The 24919-nt window shown below is 71.4% G+C and carries 26 protein-coding genes; 12 read left to right on the forward strand and 14 right to left on the reverse strand.

The window, feature by feature from the left end:
• On the reverse strand, positions 1-273 hold a 273-nt coding region (locus AB0B29_RS33245), incomplete at its 3' end, for a cbb3-type cytochrome c oxidase subunit I (protein WP_436845934.1).
• Positions 274-282: 9 nt separating this feature from the next.
• Between AB0B29_RS33245 and AB0B29_RS33250 the strand changes: the two genes are divergently transcribed.
• On the forward strand, positions 283-843 hold the full coding sequence (locus tag AB0B29_RS33250; protein ID WP_362245684.1) for an RNA polymerase sigma factor: 561 nt from the start codon (positions 283-285) through the stop codon (positions 841-843).
• Positions 836-1909: a CU044_5270 family protein gene (locus tag AB0B29_RS33255; RefSeq protein WP_362245686.1), complete on the forward strand. Its 1074-nt coding sequence runs from the start codon at positions 836-838 to the stop codon at positions 1907-1909. The genes AB0B29_RS33250 and AB0B29_RS33255 overlap by 8 nt, the downstream gene beginning before the upstream one ends.
• A gap of 39 nt (positions 1910-1948) precedes the next feature.
• Here AB0B29_RS33255 and AB0B29_RS33260 read toward each other — a convergent pair whose 3' ends face one another.
• Entirely contained in the window at positions 1949-2311 is a 363-nt protein-coding gene (locus AB0B29_RS33260) for a nuclear transport factor 2 family protein (protein WP_362245688.1), read from the reverse strand.
• Positions 2312-2440: 129 nt separating this feature from the next.
• A complete protein-coding gene (locus AB0B29_RS33265; RefSeq protein WP_362245690.1) occupies positions 2441-4195 on the reverse strand; it encodes an ABC transporter ATP-binding protein in 1755 nt (584 codons plus the stop codon).
• Positions 4196-4366: 171 nt separating this feature from the next.
• On the opposite strand from AB0B29_RS33265, the gene AB0B29_RS33270 reads away from it, so the two are divergent.
• From AB0B29_RS33270 to AB0B29_RS33285, 4 genes are all read left to right on the forward strand, one after another.
• On the forward strand, positions 4367-5455 hold the full coding sequence (locus AB0B29_RS33270; protein WP_362245692.1) for an S-(hydroxymethyl)mycothiol dehydrogenase: 1089 nt from the start codon (positions 4367-4369) through the stop codon (positions 5453-5455).
• The gene (locus AB0B29_RS33275; protein WP_362245694.1) at positions 5455-6084 is read left to right on the forward strand and encodes an MBL fold metallo-hydrolase; all 630 of its coding nucleotides are present in this window, start codon (positions 5455-5457) and stop codon (positions 6082-6084) included. The genes AB0B29_RS33270 and AB0B29_RS33275 overlap by 1 nt, the downstream gene beginning before the upstream one ends.
• A gap of 89 nt (positions 6085-6173) precedes the next feature.
• A complete protein-coding gene (locus AB0B29_RS33280; RefSeq protein ID WP_362245696.1) occupies positions 6174-7088 on the forward strand; it encodes an SDR family oxidoreductase in 915 nt (304 codons plus the stop codon).
• A 182-nt stretch (positions 7089-7270) separates the two neighbouring features.
• Positions 7271-7966: a L,D-transpeptidase family protein gene (locus AB0B29_RS33285; protein ID WP_362245698.1), complete on the forward strand. Its 696-nt coding sequence runs from the start codon at positions 7271-7273 to the stop codon at positions 7964-7966.
• Positions 7967-7997: 31 nt separating this feature from the next.
• On the opposite strand, the gene AB0B29_RS33290 is transcribed toward AB0B29_RS33285, so the two are convergent.
• From AB0B29_RS33290 to AB0B29_RS33305, 4 genes are read right to left on the reverse strand one after another with little or no spacing between them, the layout of a single operon-like run.
• Entirely contained in the window at positions 7998-9197 is a 1200-nt protein-coding gene (locus AB0B29_RS33290) for a Gfo/Idh/MocA family protein (protein ID WP_362245699.1), read from the reverse strand.
• 29 nt (positions 9198-9226) lie between these two features.
• Positions 9227-10576, reverse strand: a complete 1350-nt coding sequence (locus AB0B29_RS33295) for an ABC transporter substrate-binding protein (protein ID WP_362245701.1) — start codon at positions 10574-10576, stop codon at positions 9227-9229.
• A gap of 10 nt (positions 10577-10586) precedes the next feature.
• A complete protein-coding gene (locus AB0B29_RS33300) occupies positions 10587-11510 on the reverse strand; it encodes a carbohydrate ABC transporter permease (protein ID WP_362245703.1) in 924 nt (307 codons plus the stop codon).
• A gap of 17 nt (positions 11511-11527) precedes the next feature.
• Complete coding sequence (locus tag AB0B29_RS33305) at positions 11528-12493, reverse strand: carbohydrate ABC transporter permease (protein WP_362245705.1); 966 nt, start codon at positions 12491-12493, stop codon at positions 11528-11530.
• A gap of 171 nt (positions 12494-12664) precedes the next feature.
• Here AB0B29_RS33305 and AB0B29_RS33310 point away from each other — a divergent pair, with 171 nt between their 5' ends.
• Both AB0B29_RS33310 and AB0B29_RS33315 read left to right on the forward strand, forming a co-directional pair.
• The gene (locus AB0B29_RS33310; protein ID WP_362245707.1) at positions 12665-13825 is read left to right on the forward strand and encodes an ROK family transcriptional regulator; all 1161 of its coding nucleotides are present in this window, start codon (positions 12665-12667) and stop codon (positions 13823-13825) included.
• Positions 13826-13976: 151 nt separating this feature from the next.
• Positions 13977-14162: a hypothetical protein gene (locus AB0B29_RS33315; protein ID WP_362245709.1), complete on the forward strand. Its 186-nt coding sequence runs from the start codon at positions 13977-13979 to the stop codon at positions 14160-14162.
• A 96-nt stretch (positions 14163-14258) separates the two neighbouring features.
• On the opposite strand, the gene AB0B29_RS33320 is transcribed toward AB0B29_RS33315, so the two are convergent.
• Together AB0B29_RS33320 and AB0B29_RS33325 are read right to left on the reverse strand one after the other, a co-directional pair.
• Complete coding sequence (locus AB0B29_RS33320) at positions 14259-15605, reverse strand: S1 family peptidase (RefSeq protein ID WP_362245711.1); 1347 nt, start codon at positions 15603-15605, stop codon at positions 14259-14261.
• 122 nt (positions 15606-15727) lie between these two features.
• On the reverse strand, positions 15728-16717 hold the full coding sequence (locus AB0B29_RS33325; protein WP_362245713.1) for a hypothetical protein: 990 nt from the start codon (positions 16715-16717) through the stop codon (positions 15728-15730).
• A 24-nt stretch (positions 16718-16741) separates the two neighbouring features.
• On the opposite strand from AB0B29_RS33325, the gene AB0B29_RS33330 reads away from it, so the two are divergent.
• A complete protein-coding gene (locus AB0B29_RS33330; protein WP_362245715.1) occupies positions 16742-17917 on the forward strand; it encodes a MalY/PatB family protein in 1176 nt (391 codons plus the stop codon).
• Positions 17918-17946: 29 nt separating this feature from the next.
• Positions 17947-18330, forward strand: coding sequence for a PPOX class F420-dependent oxidoreductase (locus AB0B29_RS33335; RefSeq protein ID WP_362245717.1), 384 nt, complete (start codon positions 17947-17949; stop codon positions 18328-18330).
• A gap of 7 nt (positions 18331-18337) precedes the next feature.
• Here AB0B29_RS33335 and AB0B29_RS33340 read toward each other — a convergent pair whose 3' ends face one another.
• Together AB0B29_RS33340 and AB0B29_RS33345 are read right to left on the reverse strand one after the other, a co-directional pair.
• Complete coding sequence (locus tag AB0B29_RS33340; RefSeq protein WP_362245719.1) at positions 18338-18748, reverse strand: Zn-ribbon domain-containing OB-fold protein; 411 nt, start codon at positions 18746-18748, stop codon at positions 18338-18340.
• 151 nt (positions 18749-18899) lie between these two features.
• A complete protein-coding gene (locus AB0B29_RS33345; protein WP_362245923.1) occupies positions 18900-19568 on the reverse strand; it encodes a TetR family transcriptional regulator in 669 nt (222 codons plus the stop codon).
• A 218-nt stretch (positions 19569-19786) separates the two neighbouring features.
• Between AB0B29_RS33345 and AB0B29_RS33350 the strand changes: the two genes are divergently transcribed.
• Entirely contained in the window at positions 19787-20485 is a 699-nt protein-coding gene (locus AB0B29_RS33350) for a peptidoglycan-binding domain-containing protein (protein ID WP_362245721.1), read from the forward strand.
• A 9-nt stretch (positions 20486-20494) separates the two neighbouring features.
• Positions 20495-20983 carry a flavin reductase family protein gene (locus AB0B29_RS33355; protein ID WP_362245723.1) on the forward strand — a complete coding sequence of 163 codons (489 nt, stop codon included), beginning with the start codon at positions 20495-20497 and terminating at the stop codon, positions 20981-20983.
• Between the two features lie 245 nt (positions 20984-21228).
• Here the strand turns inward: AB0B29_RS33355 and AB0B29_RS33360 are convergent, their stop codons facing one another.
• The 3 genes from AB0B29_RS33360 to AB0B29_RS33370 all read right to left on the reverse strand — a co-directional run bounded on the left by AB0B29_RS33360 (position 21229) and on the right by AB0B29_RS33370 (position 24720).
• Complete coding sequence (locus AB0B29_RS33360) at positions 21229-23622, reverse strand: SpoIIE family protein phosphatase (RefSeq protein ID WP_362245725.1); 2394 nt, start codon at positions 23620-23622, stop codon at positions 21229-21231.
• A gap of 107 nt (positions 23623-23729) precedes the next feature.
• On the reverse strand, positions 23730-24296 hold the full coding sequence (locus AB0B29_RS33365; RefSeq protein WP_362245727.1) for an antibiotic biosynthesis monooxygenase: 567 nt from the start codon (positions 24294-24296) through the stop codon (positions 23730-23732).
• Between the two features lie 43 nt (positions 24297-24339).
• Complete coding sequence (locus tag AB0B29_RS33370; protein ID WP_351630133.1) at positions 24340-24720, reverse strand: hypothetical protein; 381 nt, start codon at positions 24718-24720, stop codon at positions 24340-24342.
• Between the last annotated feature and the right edge of the window lie 199 nt (positions 24721-24919).

Here is a 24919-nt window from a genome sequence, read left to right on the forward strand (position 1 = left end):
CGTGAACGCCTGGTTGAACTGCTCGTTCGACATGATCTGCAGGCCCGGGCGGGCCAGCTCGGCGCGCATGAGCAGCGCCATCACGCCACCGATGATGAAGAACGCGAAAGACGTGGCGAGGTACAGCGTGCCGATCGTCTTGTGGTCCGTGGTCGTCAGCCACTTGAGGTGCCTCATGCCCCGCCTGTGTCCGCGTCCCGCCGGGAGGTCACACTTCACCGACGCGGCGAGAATCACGAAACCGGGTGTGACGATCGAGAAGGTGCCGGACATGAACGGGACATGAGCAACGACGAGATCTTCGCCGCTGCCTACCGCGAGCACTACTGGGCGGTCAGCCGCTATGTCGCACGGCGACTGGACGGGCGGACCGGCGAGGTGGAGGAAGTGGTGGCGGAGGTGTTCACGGTCGCCTGGCGGCGCCGCGCCGACCTCCCGGCCGCCGCGCTGCCCTGGCTGTACGGCGTGGCACGCAACTGTCTGGCCAACGCGGTACGCGGCCACGGACGCCGCCGCCGGCTCGTCGACCGGCTCGGCAACGACGACACCGCGCACGGACGGCACGTCACGGCGGGCCCGGAGGCCGACCCGCCCGGCGGCTGGGTGCACGAGGCGCTCGCCCGGCTCTCCCCGGCCGACCAGGAGGTGCTGCGGCTGACGGCCTGGGAGGAACTCGGCGTCGACGAGGTCGCCGTCGCCCTCGGCTGCGGCAGCCGGGCCGCCGCCATGCGGCTGCACCGGGCCCGGCGCCGGCTCAGAGCCGAGATCGGCCGGCTGCGTCCCGAGCCCCCGATCGCCGAGCACTCCTGCATGACCGCACCGAAGGAACACGGCCATGGCTGACGAACTCGAACTGCTGCGCAGCGTCGACCCGGTGCGGCCCGACGGCCCCCACTTCGGCGACGGCCCCCTCGACCACAACGCCGAGCGGAGACTGCGACAACTGCTGCGCGACGGGCCGGATGGGGCCTCCGGCCGTCTTCGGCAGCGGCCGGAAGGAGCCCACGGTCGTCTGCGGGACCGGCTGCTGCCGGGGCCCGGCCGTTCCCGCTCGCGGTCCCGGTCGGCGTGGGTGCCCCGGCTGGCCTGGGGGCTGGTCGCCGGTGCCGTCGTCACGACCCTGACCCTCACCTTCGTACTGAGCGGTCCGAGCACCGCACCCGCGGTAGCCGCGCCCCGCCCCCTGGTGATCGAGTCGGGTTCCACACCCCTGCCCCTGGACCGGCTGGCCGACCGCGCGGCGGCCGAGGCGGCGGCCGACGGCTCGCCCCGGCTCCGCAAGGGCACGCACGTGCAGTCCTGGAGCCTGGGGATGGCGGACGACAAGCCCCCGATCACCCTGCCGCAGGAGCGCATCGTGCGCTGGCGGCCCGACGGCAGCCACACCGAACTGGTCGTCGCGACCGACCCGAGACACCCGGGCAGCCCGGTCCTGTCCGACGAGGGCGATACGCCGCGGCTCGTCCACGACCGCCACGTCCTGCTCGACCGGACGTACCCGCCGAGCTGGAGCGACGCGCCGCCCCAGTCGCCTCCGCCCCATGACCCGGCCCGGCTGCGGGACTACCTGACGGAGTCCCAGTTCACCGACACCCCGCTGACCACGCCCGAACTGCTCGACGCCACGGCGACGCTGCTGGACCACTGGACGCTCGGCGCACGCGAGAGCGCGGCGCTCGCCCGGCTCCTGGCCGGCGCAGAGGGGCTGCGGCCGGCCGGGCAGGTGACCGACCGGCTGGGCAGGCCCGGCCAGGCCTATGTGAACGACTCGCGCGGCGTCCGCCGCATGTTGATCATGGACCCGGCCACCGGCGCCGTCCTCGGTCTGGAGAGCACCCTCACGGCCCCGGAGCCCGAGTTCGGCGTCGAGGAGGGCGACGTCATGTCGTACAGCGCCTGGATGCGCTGATCACACCCCGGTCATGCCGACGGTGCCTCTCCTCCTGGACTAGTCGTCCCAGGCCTGGATCAGGGTCTGCTCGGCAATCTTGCCGTCGCGCAGCGTGATCATGGACTCGGACAGGACGCGCACGCCGTCCGCGTACTGACAGCTCTCGCTGTAGGCGGCCTCGTCGCCCTGGACGACGCACCGCTCCACCTTGTGCGTCATGTCCCGGCTGTAGACGTCCTCCAGCATCCGGCCGATCTCGTTCCGGCCGTGCAGGACCTTGGGATGGCTGGGCTGGGCGGTGTGGTCGACGATGCGCAACTCCGCGTCGTCCGCGTAGAGCGAGAGCAGGATGTCCGGCTGTCCTTCCACGCCCCGGCGCAGTGTCTCTCCGTCGAAGGCGGGCTCTGCTGCGGTTCCCATGATGGACCTCCTTCGAAGGGCCGCGACCCGCTCGGCAGCGGGCGGCGAGGGCTTCACTCCCGAGCCTCCTCCCGCCCGACGGCCACGGCAAGCGCAGCATGCACAGCGGGCTTCACGCGGGCCCTGACCTCAGTCCGCCGTGGCGAGGAACTGCGTCGCCGCCAGCTCCGCGTAGAGCGGATCGGCCGTCACGAGCTCACGGTGGGTGCCGACGGCACGGACCCGGCCCGCGTCCATCACCACGATCCGGTCGGCCATCGTCACCGTGGACAGCCGGTGCGCCACGACGAGGACCGTGGTCGTCCGGGCCACGTCCGCGACGGTGTCGCGCAGCGCCGCCTCGTTCACCGCGTCCAGCTGCGAGGTCGCCTCGTCGAGCAGCAGCAGCCGGGGGCGGCGCAGCAACGCGCGGGCGATGGCGACGCGCTGGCGCTCACCGCCGGACAGCTTGGTGCCGCGGTGCCCGACCAGTGTGTCGAGGCCGCCGGGCAGCCGGGCCACCAGACCGTCGAGACGGGTCGTCTTGAGCACCCGCGCGAGGGCCTCCTCGTCCGCCTCCGGATGGCCCAGCAGCAGGTTGTCCCGCAGGGAGCCCGACAGGACCGGCGCGTCCTGCTCCACGTAGCCGATCGCGGCACGCAGCCGGGGCAGCTCCCAGTCGTTCAGGTCCCGCCCGTCCAGTGTGATCACGCCGGACTCGGGGTCGTAGAACCGCTCGATCAGCGAGAAGACGGTGGTCTTGCCGGCGCCGGACGGGCCGACGAACGCCGTCATGCCCTGCGCGGGCACCGTGAACGTCACTCCGTGGTGGACGTAGGGCAGGTCGTCGGCGTAGCGGAAGCGGACGTCGTCGAAGGCGAGGGCGGCGGGCTCGGCGCCGGGGGAGGGCAGCGGGGCGGCCTCGGCTGCCGGTTCGGCGGGCAGGCGCAGGGCCTCCTCGATGCGGGTGAGGGCCGCGGCGCCGGTCTGGTACTGGGTGATGGCGCCGACCACCTGCTGTATCGGCGACATCAGGTAGAAGACGAACAGCAGGAACGCGACCAGCGTGCCCACGTCGATCGCGCCGGTCGCGACCCGTGCGCCTCCCGCCGCGAGCACCGTGATGAAGGCGATCTGCAGGGAGAGCCCCGCCGTGTTCCCGGCGGCGGCCGACCACTTGGCGGCCCGCACGCTCTGCCGCCACGACTCCTGCGCCGCCTCGTGCAGCGTCCGTTCCTCCCGGTGTTCCGCGCCGGACGCCTTCACGGTGCGCAGCGCGCCCAGGACCCGCTCCAGTGAGGAACCCATGACCCCCACCGCGTCCTGCGCCTGCCGGCTCGCCTTGTTGATGCGCGGCACGATCACCCCGAGGACCACACCCGCGCCCAGGATCACGGCCAGGGTGACGCCCAGCAGCACGGCGTCCACCAGGCCCATCATCACGACCGTGGCGACGAGCGTGAGCCCGCCCGTGCCGAGCCCGACCAGCGAGTCGGTGGTGACCGCCCGCAGCAGCGTCGTGTCGGAGGTGATGCGGGCCATCAGGTCACCGGGTTCGCTGCGGTCCACGGCGGTGATCCGCAGCCGGAGCAGATACGACGACAGGGCGCGCCGCGCACCGAGCACCACCGACTCGGCGGTGCGCGTCAGCACGTACGAACCCAGGGCGCCCACCGCCGCGTTGCCCACGACCAGGGCCGACATCGCCAGCACGGCACCGGTGATGGCCCGGTCGTGGGACAGGTCGTCGATCAGGTTCCGCGCCACCAGCGGCAGCAGCAGCCCGGTCGCCCCGGTGACCAGTGAGAGCAGCGCGCCGGTGATCAGGGACCAGCGGTGCGGCCGTACGTATCCGAGGAGCTGCCGCCAGGCGGGGGTGGCGGTCTCGGTCTCTGCGATGCTCACGGCGCTCCCTCGGCGTCGGCGGAGCGTTCAGGCTACGTCGCCGCCGACCCGTGCGGCCTGCCCTTTCGCGGCATTCCGGGCGGAGCGGGGTGGCCGATCCGCGCCCCTTGCCGATCAGTCGCGCGTAGGGTCGGAAGGGAACGGACACCGGCCGACGAAGGAGTCAGCACCATGGCCCAGGAAGTACGCGGCGTGATCGCACCCGGCAAGGACGAGCCGGTGCGGATCGAGACGGTCGTGGTGCCCGACCCCGGCCCGGGCGAAGCGGTGGTGCAGGTGCAGGCCTGCGGGGTGTGCCACACCGACCTGCACTACAAGCAGGGCGGCATCAACGACGAGTTCCCGTTCCTGCTCGGCCACGAGGCGGCGGGCGTGGTCGAGGCGGTCGGCCCCGGCGTCACCGACGTCGAGCCCGGTGACTTCGTGATCCTCAACTGGCGTGCGGTGTGCGGGAAGTGCAGGGCCTGTCTGCGCGGGCGGCCCTGGTACTGCTTCGACACGCACAACGCGCAGCAGAAGATGACCCTCGCCTCGACCGGCCAGGAACTGTCCCCGGCCCTGGGCATCGGCGCCTTCGCGGAGAAGACGCTGGTCGCGGCGGGGCAGTGCACCAAGGTCGACCCGGGCGTCGCCCCGCAGGTGGCCGGGCTGCTGGGCTGCGGCGTGATGGCCGGCATCGGCGCCGCGATCAACACCGGCACCGTGGGCCGGGGCGACTCGGTCGCCGTCATCGGCTGCGGCGGGGTCGGCGACGCGGCGATCGCCGGATCGCGGCTGGCCGGAGCGGCGACGATCATCGCCGTCGACATCGACGACCGCAAGCTTCAGACCGCCCGTTCCATGGGCGCCACGCACACCGTCAACTCGCGCGAGAACGACCCGGTCGAGGCGATCCGCGATCTCACCGGCGGCTTCGGCGCCGACGTCGTCATCGAGGCCGTCGGCCGACCCGAGACGTACCAGCAGGCCTTCTACGCCCGCGACCTCGCGGGCACGGTCGTCCTCGTCGGTGTCCCCACGCCCGAGATGAAGCTCGAACTGCCGCTGCTCGACGTCTTCGGCCGCGGCGGGTCCCTGAAGTCGAGCTGGTACGGCGACTGCCTGCCCTCCCGTGACTTCCCCATGCTGATCGACCTGCATCTGCAGGGACGCCTGGACCTCGGCGCGTTCGTCACCGAGACGATCCAGCTCGACGAGGTCGAGAAGGCCTTCGAGCGGATGCATCACGGTGACGTGCTGCGCTCGGTGGTGGTGCTGTGATGACCACGCGCATCGAACACCTCGTCACCTCCGGGCAGTTCACCCTCGACGGCGGCACCTGGGACGTCGACAACAACGTGTGGATCGTCGGCGACGACCACGAGGCGATCGTCATCGACGCCGCCCACGACGCCGACGCCATCGCCGAGGCCGTCGGGAACCGCCGGCTCACCGCCATCGTGTGCACGCACGCCCACAACGACCACATCGACGCCGCTCCCGCCCTCGCCGAGCGCACCGGCGCCACCATCTGGCTGCACCACGACGACCTGCCGCTGTGGAAGCAGACCCACCCGGACCGCGAGCCGGACGCCTGGCTGGTCGACGGCCAGACGATCGAGGCCGGCGGCGCCGACCTCAGGGTCCTGCACACCCCGGGGCACGCGCCCGGCGCGGTCTGCCTCTACGACCCGGGACTGGGCACCGTCTTCACCGGCGACACCCTCTTCCAGGGCGGCCCCGGCGCCACCGGCCGGTCCTTCTCGCACTTCCCGACGATCATCGACTCCATCCGCGACCGGCTGCTCACCCTGCCGCCCGGGACGACGGTCCGCACGGGCCACGGCGACTCCACGACCATCGGCGCGGAGGCCCCGCACCTCGAGGAATGGATCGCCCGGGGTCACTGACCCCGACTCGCCGGTAAAAGGCGACAGAAGATGTCCGGCTTACCCGTCACGCTGAAGGCGCCATCAGTCACCGTCACGGGAGGCCGGACATGTCAGCTCCGTTGCAGGACAAGGTCGCACTGGTCGCGGGTGCGACCAGGGGCGCCGGGCGCGGGATCGCCGTGGAACTCGGCGCGGCCGGCGCCACGGTCTACGTCACCGGCCGCACCACCCGCGCCCGCCGCTCGGAGTACGACCGGCCCGAGACCATCGAGGACACCGCCGACCTGGTCACCGCCGCCGGCGGCAAGGGCGTCGCCGTCCCCACCGACCACCTCGACCGGGCGCAGGTCCGGGCTCTCGTGGACAAGATCGCGGACGAGCAGGGTCGCCTCGACGTCCTCGTCAACGACATCTGGGGCGCCGAGAGGCTCTTCGGGTGGGACACCCCTCTTTGGGAGCACGACCTCGACAACGGTCTGCGGCTGCTGAGGCTCGCCGTCGAGACACACGCCGTCACCAGCCACTACGCCCTCCCCCTGCTGCTGCGCAACCCCGGCGGCCTGGTCGTCGAGGTCACCGACGGCACCGCCGACTACAACGCCGAGCACTACCGGGTCAGCTTCTTCTACGACCTCGCCAAGGCCTCCGTGCTGCGCATGGCCTTCGCCCTCGGTCATGAGCTCGGCCCGCGCGGCGCCACCGCCGTCGCCCTCACACCCGGCTGGCTGCGTTCGGAGCTGATGCTGGACGAGTTCGGAGTGCGGGAGGAGAACTGGCGCGACGCCCTGGAACGCGTCCCGCACTTCGCCATCTCCGAGACCCCGCACTACGTGGGCCGGGCCGTGGCCGCGCTCGCCGGCGACGAGGACGTGGCGCGCTGGAACGGGCATTCGCTGTCCAGCGGCGGACTCGCCCAGGTGTACGGCTTCACCGACCTCGACGGCAGCCGCCCGGACGCCTGGCGCTACCTCGTGGAGATCCAGGACGCGGGCAAGCCGGCGGACACGACCGGCTACCGCTGACGCGGAAGAGCCGGAAAATCCGGCACCCCGAATTCCCATCGAGTACACATATGTCCGCTCTGCGTCGGTGGGGTATGTCACTGTTCCGTCCCAGCGCGCCCGACCGCACAACCGGAAGCGTTCTTCGTCCGTCTAGCTGGCAGACATCACCGAACCGCTTTCGCGAAAGGGCAGGACCAGCCATGGGGGACGTACGCAGACGGAGCGCCGTCGCACTGGGGATCACCGGTCTGGTGGCACCGCTCACGCTCGCGCTCGGGGCCGCACCGGCCCAGGCGGCGAGCTGCACCACGCAGGCCGGCCCGTACCAGAAGAAGGTGGAGAAGTTCCTCGGCCGCCCGGTCGACGGCAAGCAGTCCGCCGCCGACTGCAAGGCCATCCAGGCCTTCCAGACCAAGCACGGCATCACCCCGAACATCGGCTACGCCGGCTCGGTCACCTGGGGCGTGATGGACCTGATGCAGAAGCAGAAGGCCGTCGGCAAGACGCCCAACAAGGACGGCAAGTGCCCGGTGAACAAGGGCCGGATCGCCTGCGTGAACCTGACGCTCCAGCTCAGCTGGATCCAGGACGGCAAGAAGCTCGTCTACGGCCCGGTCCCGGTCCGCACCGGCCGCGACGGGTACGAGACCCGCACCGGCCTGAAGAAGATCTACTGGCGCGACATCGACCACGTCTCGTCCATCTACGACGTGCCGATGCCCTACTCGCAGTTCTTCGACGGCGGCCAGGCCTTCCACTCGGTCGGCGTCAGCATGTGGAACCCGCCGGGCTCGCACGGCTGCACCAACATGACGACGACCGACGCCAAGAAGTACTGGTCGCTGCTGAAGAAGGGCGACGACGTCTTCGTCTACGGCCGCAAGCCGGGCACCTGATACCGGGCACCCGGCTCGCCTCAGGAGTCCCCTACTGGGGCGCGTCCCCGAAGTCCGGGATCTCCAGCCTGACCCCGCCCTGCCGCGCGGACTCGTGCGCGATGATGCCCGGCAGGGTGTAGCGGGCCGCCACCCAGGCGTTCACCGGCGGCAGCGTGCGGGCGTTGACCGCCGTCACGAAGTCGTCCACCAGGAAGTGGTGGCTGCCCTCATGGCCGTTGTGGAGGTGGTCGAACTCCCTCGGCAGCCGCGCCCGGTCGTGCACCGGCGCCGACCCGGAGGTGAAGGCGGCCCGCAGCTCCGGCGCGATGTGCTGCAGCGAGGGGTCGTCGGGCGCCATGGTGGGCTTGGGCTCCAGCAGCTCGCTGATGTCCTTCACCCCCTGCTTGTCCTGCCACAGGGCGACCGTGGCGAGCTGCTCCAAGCTCGCCTCGGTTCCGAAGAAGCGGAAGCGTGACTCCCTTATGTGCGAGGGGTAGCCGACCCGCCGGAACTCGTTCGTACGGAACGAGCCGCCGCCCGCCACCTCGAACAGCGCGGTGGCGTTGGAGACGTCGTTGCCGAACTGGCTGATGTCCTTGTCGAAGACGCCGTCGCCCCGGTCGTCGGTGACACCGATCGCCGACACGCTCACCGCGTGCGTCTTCCAGGCGCCCAGCACCCCGCCGACCGCGTGCGTCGGGTACAGCAGCGGGGGGTAGCTTGCGGTCGCCTTCCAGTTCTCGCCGCCGCTGTACTGGTAAGCCTCGTAGAACCCCAGGTCCATGTCGTGGACGTAGTCGCCCTCCGCGTAGAAGAGCCGCCCGAAGGCGCCCTCGGCGATCTGGTTGCGGGCGTGGACCGTGGCCGGGTTGTACTCGCTGGTCTCGCCCATCATGTAGGTCAGCCCGGTGGCCTTGACCGCGTCGATGATCGCCGCGATCTCCTCCGTGCTGATGGCCATGGGGACGGCGGAGTACACGTGCTTGCCGGCGTTGAGGCCCTGGAGCACCAGCGGTCCGTGCGTCCAGCGCTGGGTGAAGATCGCGACGGCGTCGACGTCCTCCGACTCCAGCATGGCCTGGTAGGACGGGAAGGTGCCCGCCAGTCCCTGGGCGGAGGCGAGGTGCTCGGCCCGCTCGGGCAGCAGGTCGGTGACGTAGACGGCGCTGACGCCGGGGTGGGCCTGGAACAGGGTGGCGAACTGGCCCGAGAACTGTCCGGCGCCGACGATGCCGAGGGAGAACGTCATGGGGGCGTGCCCTTCACTGGTCGAAACGATCACTGCGAGAGGATCAGGTTGATCTGGTCATTGGTCTGGTCGAGGCTGCTCACGGGTGTGCCGTTGCCGTAGATGTCCTCCATCGCGGGGGCCATCAGCGCCGTCATGTCCGCCGAGTAGCTGGCGATCGGATAGGAGAAGGTCCGGAAGTCCTTCTTGTCGGCCACGGGTTCGGTGAACGCCGAGACGTCGATGCCCTTCTTCCGGTAGGCGGCGACGGCCGCCTCGGTCCCGGCCGGGGTGGCGGGGAAGACCACGCCGGACCTGCCGACGACGGTCTGGCAGCGGTCCGAGGCCAGGTACGCCACCCACTTGCGGGCGCCCGCCTTGTTCTTGGATGCCTTGGTGATGGAGTCGGCGAGGCCGTTCATCATCGTGGCGCGCTTGCCGGTCGGGCCGGTCGGCGTCAGGGCGGTCTTGATGTCCTTGCCCTTGAATCCGGCATACGTGGAGATCATCCAGGCACCGTCGAACGCGGTCGCCGCCTTGCCCGCCGCGACCTGGGTGTTCGCCTGGTTGGACTGGACGTTGTAGTCGGACAGCGGCGGCATGTAGCCCTTCTTCGCCAGGCCGAAGTACCACCGGATGACCGACTGGAAGGTCTTGCTGTCGTACTGGTACTTCGTGCCCCAGCGCGGCTTGTCGAGGTAGCTCCACCCGGCGGAGGCGGCGAAGTTGCTCCACTGGGTCTGGCCGTCGCCGAACCCACCGCCGTTGGAGGCCATGCCGTACACCTTGACGTTGTTCCTGTCGAAGCCCGGCTCGTCGCCCCGCTTGCCGTTCCTGTCGATCGTCAGGTGGGCGATGGCCTTCTCGAAGCTGCCGCCGTCCTTCGGGTTCCAGGAGAGGCTGTTGAGCTGCTCGGCGCCGAGACCGGCCTGCTCGGTCATCTTGCTGTTGTAGAACAGCGCGACGGTGTCCCAGTCCTTCGGAGCGCCGTAGCGGTGCCCGTCCTGGCCGACCCAGTTGGCGGCGAGGCCCGGCTGGTAGTCGGAGTCCTCGATGCCGAGGTCGTCGAGCGGTTCGAGGACCTTCAGGTCGGCGAACTGGCCGAAGTTCTGGATGTGGTCGGTGAACACGTCCGGCTGGGTGCCCGCGATGAACCCGGCGGTGAGCTTGGTCCAGTAGTCGCTCCAGCCCAACTGCGTGATTTTCACCCGCAGTCCGGGGTTCTCCTTCTCGAACCCCTTGGCGCAGGCCTGGTAGGCGGGCAGTTGGTTGGCGTCCCACAACCAGTACGTGACCGTGTTCGCAGAGGATCCGGCCGCGCCTGACTGCGCGCATCCGCTGACCAGGGACAGCGCCAGCGCTCCGGTCGCCGCGACGAGCGGACGAAGTCGAATTCGCATCACAGTCCCCTTACTTGATACCGGTGAAGCCGATGGAGCTGACGATGCGGCGGGCGAAGCAGGCGAACAGCAACAGCATCGGCAGCGCGGCGATCAGCGTCGCGGCCATGAGCCCGGACCAGTCGACGCCGGTCGCGGGCGTCTGCGCCCGGAAGACCGCGAGCGCCACGGTCAGCACCCGCGAGCTGTCGCTGTAGGAGACCATCAGCGGCCAGAAGTAGTCGTTCCAGGAGGTGATGTACGTCAGCACACCCAGGGTGATGATCGGCGTGGACGCCATCGGCAGGACCACCCGGAAGAAGATCTTGATCTTCCCTGCGCCGTCGAGCAGCGCGGCCTCCTCGACCTCCTTGGGGATGTTCATGAAGAACTGGCGCAGGAAGAACACCGCGAACGGCGTCATGAACATGGTGGGCAGCGCGATGCCGAGGAGCGTGTCGATCAGGTGCAGCTGCTTGATGAGCACGAAGTTCGGCAGCAGCGTGAAGATGGCCGGCACCATCATCCCGGCCAGGAACAGCCCGAACACCTTGTCCCGGCCCCGCCAGCGCAGCCGCGAGAAGGCGTACGCGGCCATGGCGGAGAAGAAGATCTGGCATCCGGTGATCAGGGTCGAGACCAGCACCGAGTTGAGCAGGTAGCGCCAGAAGTCGAGCCCGCCGCCGGCTCCGCCCTGTTTGACGGCCTCCTCGGCCGACTGCAGCCCCAGGGCGCGTTCGAAGCCGCTGGTGGTGAGGCCGACCGGCAGCGGATCGGTCGGGTCGGCGCTCAGGCCCGCGTTGGTGGACAGCGCGGTGCGCAGGATCCAGTAGAACGGCAGCAGGGTGATGAGGACGATCAGTCCCATCACGGTCCAGGCGGCGGCCCGCCCGAGGGGGAACCTGCGCCGGACCGGCCGCAGGGTCGTCGGCGCTGTTGTCGTCACGGCAGCCATGGCGGTGTCTCCTTCCGTCAGCCGAGGTCGGTCCGGCCGGCCCGGGTGAGCCGGTACTGCAGGACGGTGATCGCGCTCAGCACGACCAGCAGTGCGACGGACATGGCCGAGGCGTAGCCGAACTGGAAGCGCCCGAACGCCGAGCCGTAGATGTAGTACTGCAGGACGTTGGTCGCGTTCGCCGGGCCGCCGGCGGTGGTCACGGCGACGGTGTCGAAGACCTGGAACGACCCGATCACCGTCATGATCAGCACGACCGCGAGCACCGGCCGCAGCAGCGGCATGGTGATCCGCCAGAACATCCGCCACTCGCTCGCGCCGTCCACCCGGGCCGCCTCGTACATGTCGTTCGGGATGGCCTGCAGGCCGGCGAACAGCAGCAGGGCGGTGTACCCGACGTGCCGCCACACGTTGATGAGCGCGATCGTGGGGATCGCCCAGGTCTCGTCGGCGAGGAACGGGATGCGGTCCACGCCGAGGCCGCTGATGATCTCGTTGCCGATGCCGAGCTGGGTGTCGAGGATCCACAGCCAGACCAGACCGGCGACGACGTTCGACATCAGATACGGCGTCAGCACGATCCCACGCAGCATCGCCGACTGGGTCAGCCGCTGGAGCAGGACGGCGATGGCGAGCGCCGCGACCGTCTGGACGCCGATGTTGATGAAGACGTACTCGACGGTGACCCACAGGGAGTCCCAGAAGATGGGGTCATTGACCAGGCGGACGTAGTTGTCCAGGCCCACCCACTCCGCCGGGGTCAGCAGGTTGAAGCGGGTGAAGCTCAGATAGATGCCCCGCAGTGTCGGCCAGAGCAGGAAGACCAGAAAGCCGAGCAGGGCCGGAGCGATGAAGAGCGCGGCCAGCCGGCCGTCCCCCCGGTCCTCGCCGGACACCCCCTGACGCGGCCCGGTCCTGCTGCTGGCCTCCGCCGCGTCGCCCGTGGGCAGACGTGAAGGCGGACTGCTGGAGGCGATGGTCATCGGGAGACTCCCTCGCTGCGGCGGCTCGTCCTCTGGCGGGACTTACTTTTGGTGCGAAACAATTGCTGCGTCAAGAGCCCTGCAAACATCTTTTCCCAGGAACCGACATCTGCCTAGAGTGGTCATGTTGGTTCCAGTGCGAAAAAAACGGGTGAGGGGAGCGGACCTTCCATGACCGAAGACACCTCCGGCTGGCTGCCGCTGAGCCCCGGCGAGCGCTCCGTGGCGATCGAAGTGCTCGTCCACGGCCCGCTGTCGCGCACGGACCTCGCCCGCAGGCTGGGCCTCTCGGCCGGCAGCCTCACGCGGCTGACCAAACCGCTGATCGAGTCGGGTCTGCTGGTCGAGGTGCCCGAGGCGGGAGCGCCCGCGGAGACGCGCCAGGGTCGCCCCTCCCAGCCGCTGGACGTCGTCGCCGACTCGGGCTTCTTCCTCGGCTTCAAGATCACCGAGGACATGGTCTACGGCGTCGTCACCACCCTTCGGAGCCACATCGTCGCCCGCCACGACCGCCCGCTCACCACCCACGACCCCGCCGAAGTCGCCGACGTGCTGGCCGGGATGACCGCAGAATTGGCCGCGGGCCATCCTCGCCTCGCCGGGATCGGTATCGGGGTCGGCGGCTTCGTCCAGGACCGGGCCGTGGTCGGCGAATCCCCGTTCCTGCTGTGGCGGGACGTCCCCCTGGCCGAGCTGGTCGAGGAGCGCACCGGCCTGCCGGTGGTCGTCGAGAACGACGTCGCGGCCCTGGTCGAGGCGGAGACCTGGTTCGGTGCCGGGCGCGGACTGGACCGCTTCGTCGTCCTCACCATCGGCGCCGGTCTCGGCTACGGGCTCGTCCTGGGCGGCAGGCGAGTGCCCTTCGCCGAGGAGGACCGTGGCTTCGGCAGGCACTGGATCGTCGACTCCCACGGGCCGCTCACCCCGGACGGCAGGCGCGGCAGCGCCGTCTCGCTGCTGACCATCCCCAGCATCCGCTACCAGATCCGGGCCGCCACCGGCGAGGACAGCACCTACGAGGAGATCCTCGACCGGGCCGCCGCCGGGGACCCGATGCCCGCCCGGGTGATCGGCGAGGCGGCGCGAGCCCTGGGCACACTCGTCGCGCAGATCTCCAACTTCGTGATGCCGCAGAAGATCCTGCTCGCGGGGGAGGGGGTCGGGCTGATGGACGTGGCCGGCAAGACGGTCGAGGAGACGGTGCGTGAGCTCAGGCACCCGCTCGCCGCGCCGGTCGGCCTGGAGACGAAGGTCTCCGACTTCCACGACTGGGCCCGCGGTGCAGCCGTGTTGGCCATCAAGGTGCTGGTGCTGGGATCGGCCGAAGCGTGAACGACGGCGAACTGCCCGGCGGCGAAAGATACTCGCAGGCGGTTGATGTGAACAGCCTCACGTTTACCGGGAGATGGACGTGATCAGTAACACTGTCCGAAATGACCGTTTAGCTCGTGATTACTCACATCGCCTTCACGTCCGGCGACGTATGCTTCACAGCATGTCCACCACTGTTGAAACCTCATCCGAGCGATCGGCTGACGAGGTCAACGAGGAGATCCGTGCGCTGTGGCGCCGGTCGGGCGGGACACTGAGCGTCGAGCAGCGCGCGGAGTACCAGCGGCTCGTCCTGGAGTGGGCCGCCGCGGCCCCCCAGTCGGCGCCCGCGGCCTGACCCTCGTCCCGGCCCGCCGACGCATCGGACCCTCGTCGAAGGGCACCCCTGATCGAATGGGTGCCCTTCTCGCACTTTCCTCGGCCGTTGCCGGTGTCATCCCCACGTCGCCGAGTAGTACTGCCGGTACGCCTTGCGGTCCTGCTCCGCGCGGATCCAGCGGGTCGCCACCAGGGCGACGAGGCTGCCCGCGATGACGAGCATGCCCGGGCCGACATTGCGCGGGTCGGTGAGGCGGCTCAGCAGTGTCGACACGTCCGTGCCCGTGATGGGCGCCGACGTACCCGGCGAGGCAGCGCCCTGCGACGCCGATGGGGCGGGGGCGGCGCCCGTGCCGCCGGCCGACTTGGCCACGATCAGCTTGACGCCCAGCTCGGTCAGCGCCTTCGTCACGGGCTGGAAGAACGTCGTACCGCCCGCCTTGCAGTCCCCGCTGCCCCCCGACGTCAGGCCGAGCGCGATGCCGTCGGCGAACATCGGGCCTCCGCTGTCACCGGGTTCCGCGCACACGTTCGTCTCGATGAGGCCGCTGACCGTGCCCTCCGGGTAGTTGACCGTGGCGTTGAGCGCCGTCACCTCTCCCTCGCGCAGTCCGCTGGTGCTGCCGCTGCGGAAGACCTGCTGCCCGACCTCCGCCTCGGCGACACCCGTGATCCGCACGCCCTTGCCGCCGCCGACCGCCACCACGTCCGCGCCCTTGCCCGCACGGCCGGCGTCGTACTTCACCAGGGAGTAGTCGTCGCCGGGAAAGCTCCCCTTGAGCGAGGTGCCGACCTGCTGCCGGCCCCGGTCGTCGGCGAACCAGACGGAACCGTCGGGACCGCAGTGCCCGGCCGTCAGGATGAAGTCGCTCTCGCCGTCGGTCACGTTGAACCCCGCCGAACAGCGCCCGGCGGTCGACAGGATGGGCTGCGCGCCGTTGAGCCGTGTCGTGAACGTGCCCTCGGTGCGCTCCATGCGCACGAAGGAGCCGATGCCCTCGGCGACCTCGGTCATCCTGGACCAGGCGGAGGCGGAGACGGTGCTGTCGCCCCGTACCACCACCTGGTTGTTCTTGTAGTCCAGGGCCCAGGAGGTGCCCGAGACCCTGGGGGCCGAACGCAGCGTCGCCGCAGCGGACTTGAGGTCGCTCATGCTGTGGCTGACCATCTTGGCCCGTGCTCCGGCGCGCTGCACCTCGGCGGCCGCCTTCTCGTCGGTCACCGCCACGACCGGCCGCCCGGACGTGTCGATCCAGCTGCCCGCCGTGCGCGTGCTGCCGAGCCGGGACACGAGGTCGGTGCCCTCGCCGCTCGCCGGCGGGGCGGTGAACGGGACGCCGATGGACGGGGCCGCCGGCTCGCTCGCCACGGCGTTGGTGACCATGGCTCCTCCGAGGAGGAGTCCGCCGACGGCCGCCAGCCGTGTCACTCGCCGGACGACCCGTCGTCGTGCGTGCCTCATGCATGGCTCCCGAACCCGAACATCACGATGTGAACACCGCAGGGCCCTCCTGGAGTTGAGTGCCCCTCATCCATACGGGGCGCAGCCCTGCCGCGTTCAGCGCACCGGTGATCTCTTCGGCGTCACCCGGCGACCGGGTCCGCGAGCAGGGCCCCGCTGCGAGCGTCGCCCCACACCGAACCCGGGTCGACGTAGGGCCGCAGCAGGGCGGTGAGCGCCGGGTCCCCGCGGCCGTTCAGCTCGTCGGAGGCGATGCTGCGGGCGATCCCGGCGAGGAAGTCCGCCACCTGCACCCGTGCGTCGTCACGCGCCACGACGAGCCGCAGCCCGGCCAGGTCGCTCCCGGCGCGCCGGGCCGTCCCCTCGATCCACGCGATGCGCTCCGGCGTCAGCATGTTCTGCCGGTCGTGCACGAGGCGGACCGGCCGGCCGTCGCGGCTCCAGAGCGCGGCCGTGCGCACGACCGCCGGGAGCAGCGGGTTGAGCAGCGGGATCAGCGGCGGCCCGGCCAGGAGACCGTCCCGGTACGACACCGCGCGGGGCCGGGTCGCGGCGAGCCGCTCAAGGACGCTCGCCGCGTCCGCCCGCGGACGTCCCCGGAGCAGGGTGTCGACGGTGCCGTAGAAGGCGTCCACCGGGTTCCCGTCCTGACGGACCCGCAGCAGCCGGTTGGCCGCCGCGAGGAACGCCCGCCAGCCGGCCTCCCCGAAGGCCGGGCGCCCCGCGCGGAACAGGACGGCCGCCTCGGCCGCGTCGTCCAGCAGCAGGCCCAGCGTCCGGTCCACCACGAAGAACGTCTTCTCCATGAGGTGCACCCGCGCCCGCCCGTGGATCGGCCCCCGCGGTGCGAGCAGCCACTCCAGCACCGCACGGTGCTTCTCCCGCAGCAGGTGGTTCGCCTTGTACTCCTCGGCCGGTGACCTGATCCGGTCCCGGATCTCCCGTACCGTCGCCGCGGCCGCCGCCTCGGACAGCGAGACGCCGGCGTGCGCGAACACGTCCGTGTTGCCGCCGGTGAGGTTCTCACCGTCCGACCCCGACTCGTCGCAGGCGACCTCCAGGATCGTGTCCGCCGCCCCGCCCCGCCACCCGTCCACATGATTCCCGCTCACCGCACAGCCCCCTATCGTGTGCCCATGACCAGGATCCCGCACGAATCGTCCGGTGAACCGAATCCCCTGCAAGTCCTCACCCTCGACCGTCTCCGGCAGCGCACGAGCATGAAGTGGCGCACCTACCCCGAGGACGTGCTGCCCCTGTGGGTGGCCGAGATGGACGTGCCGCTCGCGCAGTCCGTCGTGCGGGCCGTCACCGACGCGCTCCACCTCGGCGACACCGGCTACCCGGCCGGCACCGCCTACGCGCAGGCCCTGGCGGACTTCGCCGGGAAGCGGTGGGGCTGGGACGGTCTCGCGGTGGAACGGACCGCGATCGTGCCCGACGTCATGCTGGGTGTCGTCGAGATGCTCAAACTGCTCACCGGACCCGGCGACACCGTGGTCGTGAACCCGCCCGTGTACCCGCCGTTCTACCTGTTCGTGGAGCACATGGAACGCCGGATCGCCGAGGCCCCGCTCGCGGACGGGCGCCTGGACCTCGACGCCCTGGAGGAGAGCTTCCGGCGGGCCGTGACGGGAGGGGGACGGGCCGCCTACCTGCTGTGCAGTCCCCACAACCCGACCGGCACCGTGCACACGGCCGCCGAGCTGTCCGCCGTCGCGGCCCTCGCCGAGCGGTACGGCGTGCGTGTCGTCGCCGACGAGATCCACTCCCCGCTCGTGCTGGGCGACGCCGGCTTCGTGCCGTACCTGAGCGTGCCGGGCGCCGAGCGTGGGCTGTCGCTGATGTCCGCCTCGAAGGGCTGGAACCTGCCCGGGCTCAAGGCCGCCCTCGCGATCGCCGGGCCCGGGGCCGCCGCCGAGCTGGAGCGGATGCCCGAGGAGGTGGGGCACGGCCCCAGCCACGTCGCCGTCATCGCCCACACCGCCGCCCTGCGCGACGGCGTGCCCTGGCTGGACGCCCTGCTGGCCGGCCTCGACGCCAACCGGCGGCTGCTCGCGGACCAGCTGGCGGAGCACCTGCCCGCGGTCCGCTACCGGCCGGGCGATGCCACGTACCTGGCCTGGCTCGACTGCCGCGCCCTGGGGCTCGGCGACGACCCGGCCGACGTGTTCCTGAGCGACGGCAGGGTCGCCCTCAGCTCCGGACTCCCCTTCGGCACGGGCGGTGCCGGCCATGCCCGGCTCAACCTGGGGACCTCGCAGGAGGTGCTCACGGAGGCGGTGCGCAGGATGGCGGCGGCGCTCCGCTGACCTCGGGACGCGCTCGTACACTGCCCACCATGGACGAGACGACGCTGGACGCGCTCGGCGCGGGGAAGTACCTGCTGATCACCAGCTACCGCAGGAACGGCACACCGGTCGCCACTCCCGTCTGGGTCGTACGCGACGGTGCGGCGCTCGGCGCGTGGACGCCCGCCGATTCCTGGAAGGTGAAGCGGATCCGCAACCGCGCCGACGTACTGGTGGGCCCCTGCGACCTGCGCGGCAATCCCACCGGCGACCAGGTGCCCGCGACGGCGGAGATCTGCGACCCCGCCACCACCGCCCGTTACCGGCGGCTGATCGCCCGCAAGTACGGCCTGACGGGCCGGCTCACCCTGCTCGGCAGCCGATTGCGCCGGGGCGTCGACGGCACCGTGGGCATCCGCGTCACCGTCCACTGACCAGGCGTCAGCTCCAGGCCCGGTACGGCTCGTCCAGGAGCTGGAAGACCGGCTCACCCCGCACCGGGTCCTTGGCCGTGGACAGCCGCACCCGGTCACCGCTGTGGATGCCGATCGGCGGGCCCATCACCCGGCCGCGTACCACGAAGCCCTCGGCCATCTCGACCAGGGAGACGTTGCGCGCCGCGGGGGTGTTGCGGTGCACCACGGTGGAGTGGCGCACCGTGCCCGTACCCTCGGCCCGCTCCGTGCGCAGCTCGCTGCCCCGGCAGACCGGACAGAGCAACCGGTGGTACATGGCGGTGCCGCACCAGGTGCAGCGCTGGTAGAGGATGGCCTCGGAGCCCTGGCCCCTCGGGTCGAGCAGACCCGTCGCGGAGCCGGCTGCCTGCTGAGTGACGCTTCCTGAGTGGTACACGCTGGTCAACTCCCTGCACTCGGCCGGAATCCGCGTACGCGATCACTCGCGCACACGGGTGCGCGGCTCGCCGTGCCACCGTGCACGCAGCACAGAGTATGGCACTCAGTGCCACTCGTAAAGGCACTCCGTACCCTCAATGTGGCGAGGCTCAGCCCCGCCCCAGCGTCGTCTCGATCTCCTGCACGACCCGCCACAGAGGCGCCCCGCGCCGCGACACGACGACCACCACGTCCTCCGGCTGCTCCACGAGGGGCGGCACCGGTACGCCGCCGAAAGCCGACTGCACATAGGCCAGCGCGCGGTCGACCGCCGCGCTCGCCTCGCCCTGCCCGTCCGAACGCAGCCAGGAACGCAGCGCGTTGTTGTGCGCAGCGACCACCGCCGCCGCGATCACGTCGGCCTGCAGGGTGCCGTCCCGCCGGGCGGCGAAGCGCCGGCGCAGGTACGCGGCGAGGGCCCGCTCGTAGCGCCACACCACCGACAGTTCGTAGGCACGCAGCCCCGGGACCTGCTTGGTGAGGCGGTAGCGCTGCACCGAGAACGTCGGGTTCTCGGCGTACATGCGCAACACGAGCCGGGCCGCGTCACAGACCCGCCCCACGGGTTCGTCGTCGTCGGAGCCGTCCGCCAGGAAGGCCGTCATGTCGGCCAGGCAGCGCTCGTGGTCCGGGAAGACCACGTCCTCCTTGGAGGGGAAGTAGCGGAAGAACGAGCGCCGTCCCACTCCGGCGAGGGCGACGATGTCGTCGACGGTGGTCTGCTCGTACCCCCGCTCCACGAACAGCTGGAAGGCCGCCGCCACCAAGGCGTCCCGCATGGGCGGCTTCCCGGTGCCCGCCTCGGCTTTCTCGGAGCTCATGAGCGCGAACGTAGCACCCGGACGGGACATGGCACTCGGTGCACTCCTTCGGAGGTACTGAGTGCTCTGCTCATCGGACGTGACCGGCCTCTGAACCCCGGACGCGATGGCCGCGTATCCCACGTCGGACGATCCTCGAAAACGGGCGCCCCCGGGCCCGGACGAAGGAGAGCAACGTGTCGACACCGTCCGAGCCCAGGCCGCCGCAGGACGGCCCGGCCCTCGAACCCATCCGCGTCCTGCGGCCCCGCCGCACCGACGCGCTCGCCGAACTCATGCGGGAGTTCCGGCAGGAGACCGGTCGGGAACCCGTCGGCCACGAATCCGTCGCACTGCCCGGACCGCCGGCCGGCTCCGAGGCCCTGACCCAGGAACTCCCGCCCGTCGCACGCGGATTACGCCGGCACACGGACGCCATGCCCCGGGGAGCCGGGCTGCGCCGCGCCGCCGTCGCGGTGGCCGTCCTCGCGGCCGCGGTGATCGGCTTCGGCGGCGCGCTCCTGCTCCGTGGCGAGCACACCGACGACCACGCGGCGACCGCGCCCGCTCCGCCCCGGTCCGCCCCCTCCACCACCGACCCCGCACCCACCCCCACCTCGTCCACCCCGCCCGCCGCCGGGCCTGCGGATCCGGACGGAGCCGGCACACTGCGCGAGGGAGCATCCGGCCCCGAGGTGGCCGAGCTCCAGCAACGCCTCCTGCGCATCCCCGACGTCTACCGGGACGGCTCCACCAGCGGTCGCTACGACCCCGGTCTCACCGCGGCGGTGGCCCGCTTCCAGCTCTGGTACGGCATCCGCGGCGACGAGACCGGCGTCTACGGCAACGACACCCGGGCGGCCCTGGAGGCCCGCACCCCGGCGGGCACGAGCTGATGTGTGACCATGGCCGGCATGGATGAGTTCATCGACCGGCTGAACCCCGAGATGTACGTGGTCACGGCCACCGCGGGGGGTGAACGGGCGGGCTGCCTGGTCGGGTTCGCCTCACAGTGCTCACTGCGGCCGGTGCGGTTCGTGGTGTGGCTGTCCGAGCTCAACGACACCTTCCGGGTGGCCCGGAACGCGGACGTCCTCGCCGTGCACCTGCTCGGCCGCGAACAGCACGCCCTCGCCGAGTTGTTCGGCGGGCACACCGGCGACCGGACCGACAAGTTCCGGGACGTCCCCCTGCGGGAGGCGTACGGCGGTGCCCTGGTCCTGCGCGACACGCCGGCCTGGTTCGTCGGCCGGATCGTGACGCGCGCGGGCGGCGGCGACCACATCGGCTTCGTCCTCGACCCGGTCGAGTGGGGCGGCCACCGGGAGGACGAGGGGCCGCTGCTGCGCCTGTCCGACGCCGTCACCATCGACCCGGGCCACCCGGTCGACTGACGACGCCCCCCGTTTATCGAACGCCGGGCAAGGGCTGGGGAAAGCAACGAAACGGCGAGGCCACGCGGCCGCATCCTGGCCCTGGGCGACGCACGAGGCGCCCGAACCGCCGCGAACCGAAGGCCACGCCCAAGAACGGCTCCCGCATCCCCGGCCTGGTGCTGCCCACCCTGTTCCTGCTGTCCCTGCTCGTGGGCCTGTGGTGGTACTGGCGCCACCGCGGGGACTCGTGAGGGGGGCGTGCGCTACCGCCCCTGGGCCCCGGGGACACGGACGTCCACCACGCACACGTCGTCCCGCCGCACGTCCGGCAGCATCCGCGCGAGCAACGGCCCGAGCGACCGGGGGCCGTCGCCGTGCGGAGCCGCCACCGCCTCAGCGAGCTGCTCCAGCCCCCGGTCGATGCTGTCCGGGGGGTGCTCGACCAGGCCGTCGGTGTACAGGATCAGCCGGTCGCCCGGATCGAGACGGCACTCCGCCTCCTGGTAGACCGGCGTGGCGGCCGCCCCGAGCAGCATGCCGCCGGGGCGGCGCAGATACCGCGCCTTCCCGTCACGCAGCAGCAGCGGCGGGGGATGCCCCGCCTGGGCCCAGACCAGGCGCCGCCGACGGGGTTCGTAGCGGGCCAGCACCATCGTGGCGGTCGTGTGGGAGTCGCGTGAGTGCAGCAGCAGCGTGTTCAGCCGGGCGAGCGCACCGGTCAGGGACGAGCCGGTGATGACCATGCCCTTCGCGGTGAACCGGAGCTGGGCCATCGTGGCCACGGCGTCGACCCCGTGCCCGGCGACGTCGCCGACCACCAGCAGCGCGTCCCCGTCGGGCAGTTCGATGGCACTGAACCAGTCACCGCCCACGTGCACACCCGACTGGGCCGGCAGATAGGCGACCTCGACGCGCAACCCGGCCAGGTGCACGGGCCGGTTGGACATCGGCAGCAGCGCCTGCTGGAGCCGGGAGGCCAGGGTCCGTTCGGCCTGGAGCACGTCGTGCTGGGTCAGGATCGCCCGCTCGCTCTCGACCAGGGCCAGCTCCGCCCGCCGCCGGTCGGTCATGTCCTGTACGAAGCCGTGCACCTCCACGGGTGTGCCGTGCCGGTCGGGCACCGCTTCCGCCACCAGCCGCAGATGCCGGATGCCGCCGCTCGTCCGGATCCGGAACGGCACGTCGAACGGCTGCCCGTCGTGGAGGAGTCCCCCGACCGCGCGCGTCAGCGCGGGCGCGTCCTCGGGCAGCGCGAGCTCCGGTACCTCGGGCAGGGGCACCGGGCCGCGCGCGGGATCCCGGCCGACGAGGGAGAACACCTGGCTCGACCAGGACGCGTCCTGCGTGGCCAGGTTCCAGTTGGCCCAGCCGAGATTCCCCAGTCGCTGCAGGTCCGCCAGTCGCTGCTCCTGCCGGTCGGAGGAGCCGTGCCGGATCCACGAGACGACGAGGGCGTCGCCCAGCGGCGCCACCCGTGCCGTGTACACGGACAGCTCGGCGACGCCGGCCACGACCTCCTCGTGCGCGAACGGCTCGCCCTCGTACGCCGTCCCGGTGGCCAGCACCTGCAGACAGCCCTGCCACAGCGGCTCGGCCGCCAGAGCAGGCCGCAGCTCCAGCAGCCGCCGCCCCGCCGGTTCCTCACCGGTGCGGCCGAGCAGATCGCCCACCTGAGTGGTCGCGGCCTCCACCCGGAAGTCCTCGGTCTCGCCCGTCGCGGCCCGCAGCGGCGTGAGCAGCATGGCCGCCACCGGCAGTGCCTCGAACAACGCCTGCACCGCGTCCGTGGCGGCGTCGGCGTCGCGCTCGGGCGGCATCTCGAAGGCGCGCAGCCGGCCGGCGCACAGCCCCGTGACGCCCCGCAGGTGGGCGCGGTCGCGTGGGGTGAACGCCCCGGCACGGCCGCGCAGCACACCGATGCAGACCTCGGCGGAGCCCGCGGCGAGCACGGGCAGCCAGGCCCGCGAGCGCCACCGGTCGGGAGGGTCCCCGATGAGCAGGTACCGCCGCTGGTCCGCAGCGAAGTCCTCCAGCCAGCGCGGCTCGCCCGCCTGCAGCGCGTCCAGCGCCGCCATCCCGCTCAGCGGCGGCACCTGGCACCACTGGGCCGCCAGTTTCTCGTCGATCCCCGCGTGCCCGATCAGCCCCAGGCCGCCGTCGGGCCTGCGGGCGTAGATCAGGACGGCGTCCGCCGACATGTCGGAGCCGAGATGCTCCAGCAGGCACCGGGCGAGGTCGTGCGGTGTCATCACCCGAACGAGGGCCTGGCCGAGGCGGGCCAGGGCGGCGGCGACGTCGTCCGGCACCTCCGGCTGCCCCGCGGCCTCTGCCGCCCCGGCCGCATCGATGCCGTAGGACTCGCTCGCCCTACCCGGGCCGGGCCGCATCGGCGTGAGTGTGCCGAGGGTGATCCAGCACTCCTCCAGCAGGGTGTGACGGGCGGACTTGGCCCGCTGGAGCAGCTGCTCACCCGCGGCGGCCGCGGAACAGCCGGTCAGCGCCATCACGGCGCCCTTGGCCCGTTCCACGACAGCGGAGACGGCCGCCTGGTCGCGCAGCCGATCCATCTCGGCGCGCTGCCGGGCGACGATCTTGGCCAGTTCGACCAGGTCCGGTGCGGCACCGGACTGCGCCGGCGTCACGGGCTCGCTCGTCACGCGTTGAGCATCGCACACCTGGCCCGATTCGCAGACCGCCTTGTGCGCACGGACCGCCCGTCCGCATCCGTGGCCCCTCTGGCCACATCGGCCTCGCGGGGACTTGCTCAGTTGCCGTCGCGCGGATACAGCCACAGCCGCAGCAGCCGGCTGAGCCGCGGCATCACGAGGTACGTCAGAAGCGGCAACAGCACCAGCGGGAAGACGGCGGCCCGCAGGGGCAGCGGCCAGGCAGTGGTGTGAGGTGTCACCAGCCACTGGATGAGCAGGGTGAAGGGGTAGGCGCCGAGGAAGGTGGTGAGCACCATCTTCCAGCGGGGCGGTGCCTGCACGGTGGTGCCCGGCAGGCTGAACCAGGTCTCCATCCCGCTCGTCGACTGGCGTTCGCTGCTGACCTCGGTGGCCACGTCCTCGATCCGCCGGTGCCAGCGCGCACGCTCCTCGGACTCCAGCCAGGCGGCGAGCCGGTGCTGATCGGACCAGCGCAGCACCGCGTGGTAGCGGTGACCGTCCTCGGGGGTCAGCCAGGAGACGCCCTCATTGCCGGGGAACTGTCTCGCGCAGCGGGTGATGCCGTGCGTCCACTCCTCGAACCGCTGCTCCCGGCCGGGGCGCACCTGCCAGGTCAGGACCGTGGTCACCGGCTCACCGCGCCGGGCTCTCGTGGTGCTCATTCCTCCACGTGTGCCACGCGCGGCGCCGGTCATGCCCGGCGGTTCACGGCTGGCGGTTCGCCTCCACCAGGGCCTGGGTGACCGCCCGGACGCTGCGCGCGATGTGCTGGAGCTGCATGACCTCGGCCGCGTACAGCTTGATGGTGTGCTCGATGACCCCCTCGTGCAGGCCCAGTCCGGGCAGGTCGGCACGGGCGGTCTGCAGGGCGGTGCGGGCGATCCGGATCTCGTTCTGGACCTGGATGTGGGCGTGCCGTGCGAGGAGGACGGGGTGGCGGATGAACACGGGGTAGCCGGCGTAGCGCGTGGGCACCAGTTCGCGCAGCCACTTGGCCGCCGAGCGCTCCCAGTCGTAGCTCCCGGGCGTCTTGACCTGGCAGGGCCAGTCGGGGCTGATGCGCGTGGTCGTCAGTTGCATGATCATCGCTTCCGGGTGTGCGGCGTCGTAAGGGTGGACGACGGGTCGGGGCGGCCCCGGCCCAGGGGATGACCGGGGCCGCCACGGACACCCGGGACCCGGAGTGGGTAGGACCCGGCTCCACGGGTGCGGAACGGATCCGGAACCGGCCGGGTCGCGATCCGTGAGCAGTATTTATATATGCCATCCGGTTTGCAAGGAGCAT

This window comes from Streptomyces tibetensis, assembly GCF_040647715.1.
GTDB classification, from domain to species: Bacteria; Actinomycetota; Actinomycetes; order Streptomycetales; family Streptomycetaceae; genus Streptomyces; species Streptomyces tibetensis_A.

What these genes read in the sequence shown, in the direction of transcription:
- AB0B29_RS33250 (WP_362245684.1), top strand. Translation starts at nt 283, where the DNA reads ATGAGCAACGACGAGATCTTCGCCGCTGCCTACCGCGAGCACTACTGG.
- AB0B29_RS33255 (WP_362245686.1), top strand. Translation starts at nt 836, where the DNA reads ATGGCTGACGAACTCGAACTGCTGCGCAGCGTCGACCCGGTGCGGCCC.
- AB0B29_RS33260 (WP_362245688.1), bottom strand. Translation starts at nt 2,311, where the DNA reads ATGGGAACCGCAGCAGAGCCCGCCTTCGACGGAGAGACACTGCGCCGG.
- AB0B29_RS33270 (WP_362245692.1), top strand. Translation starts at nt 4,367, where the DNA reads ATGGCCCAGGAAGTACGCGGCGTGATCGCACCCGGCAAGGACGAGCCG.
- AB0B29_RS33275 (WP_362245694.1), top strand. Translation starts at nt 5,455, where the DNA reads ATGACCACGCGCATCGAACACCTCGTCACCTCCGGGCAGTTCACCCTC.
- AB0B29_RS33280 (WP_362245696.1), top strand. Translation starts at nt 6,174, where the DNA reads ATGTCAGCTCCGTTGCAGGACAAGGTCGCACTGGTCGCGGGTGCGACC.
- AB0B29_RS33285 (WP_362245698.1), top strand. Translation starts at nt 7,271, where the DNA reads ATGGGGGACGTACGCAGACGGAGCGCCGTCGCACTGGGGATCACCGGT.
- AB0B29_RS33290 (WP_362245699.1), bottom strand. Translation starts at nt 9,197, where the DNA reads ATGACGTTCTCCCTCGGCATCGTCGGCGCCGGACAGTTCTCGGGCCAG.
- AB0B29_RS33295 (WP_362245701.1), bottom strand. Translation starts at nt 10,576, where the DNA reads ATGCGAATTCGACTTCGTCCGCTCGTCGCGGCGACCGGAGCGCTGGCG.
- AB0B29_RS33300 (WP_362245703.1), bottom strand. Translation starts at nt 11,510, where the DNA reads ATGGCTGCCGTGACGACAACAGCGCCGACGACCCTGCGGCCGGTCCGG.
- AB0B29_RS33305 (WP_362245705.1), bottom strand. Translation starts at nt 12,493, where the DNA reads ATGACCATCGCCTCCAGCAGTCCGCCTTCACGTCTGCCCACGGGCGAC.
- AB0B29_RS33310 (WP_362245707.1), top strand. Translation starts at nt 12,665, where the DNA reads ATGACCGAAGACACCTCCGGCTGGCTGCCGCTGAGCCCCGGCGAGCGC.
- AB0B29_RS33315 (WP_362245709.1), top strand. Translation starts at nt 13,977, where the DNA reads ATGCTTCACAGCATGTCCACCACTGTTGAAACCTCATCCGAGCGATCG.
- AB0B29_RS33320 (WP_362245711.1), bottom strand. Translation starts at nt 15,605, where the DNA reads ATGAGGCACGCACGACGACGGGTCGTCCGGCGAGTGACACGGCTGGCG.
- AB0B29_RS33330 (WP_362245715.1), top strand. Translation starts at nt 16,742, where the DNA reads ATGACCAGGATCCCGCACGAATCGTCCGGTGAACCGAATCCCCTGCAA.
- AB0B29_RS33335 (WP_362245717.1), top strand. Translation starts at nt 17,947, where the DNA reads ATGGACGAGACGACGCTGGACGCGCTCGGCGCGGGGAAGTACCTGCTG.
- AB0B29_RS33345 (WP_362245923.1), bottom strand. Translation starts at nt 19,568, where the DNA reads ATGCGGGACGCCTTGGTGGCGGCGGCCTTCCAGCTGTTCGTGGAGCGG.
- AB0B29_RS33355 (WP_362245723.1), top strand. Translation starts at nt 20,495, where the DNA reads ATGGCCGGCATGGATGAGTTCATCGACCGGCTGAACCCCGAGATGTAC.
- AB0B29_RS33365 (WP_362245727.1), bottom strand. Translation starts at nt 24,296, where the DNA reads ATGAGCACCACGAGAGCCCGGCGCGGTGAGCCGGTGACCACGGTCCTG.
- AB0B29_RS33370 (WP_351630133.1), bottom strand. Translation starts at nt 24,720, where the DNA reads ATGATCATGCAACTGACGACCACGCGCATCAGCCCCGACTGGCCCTGC.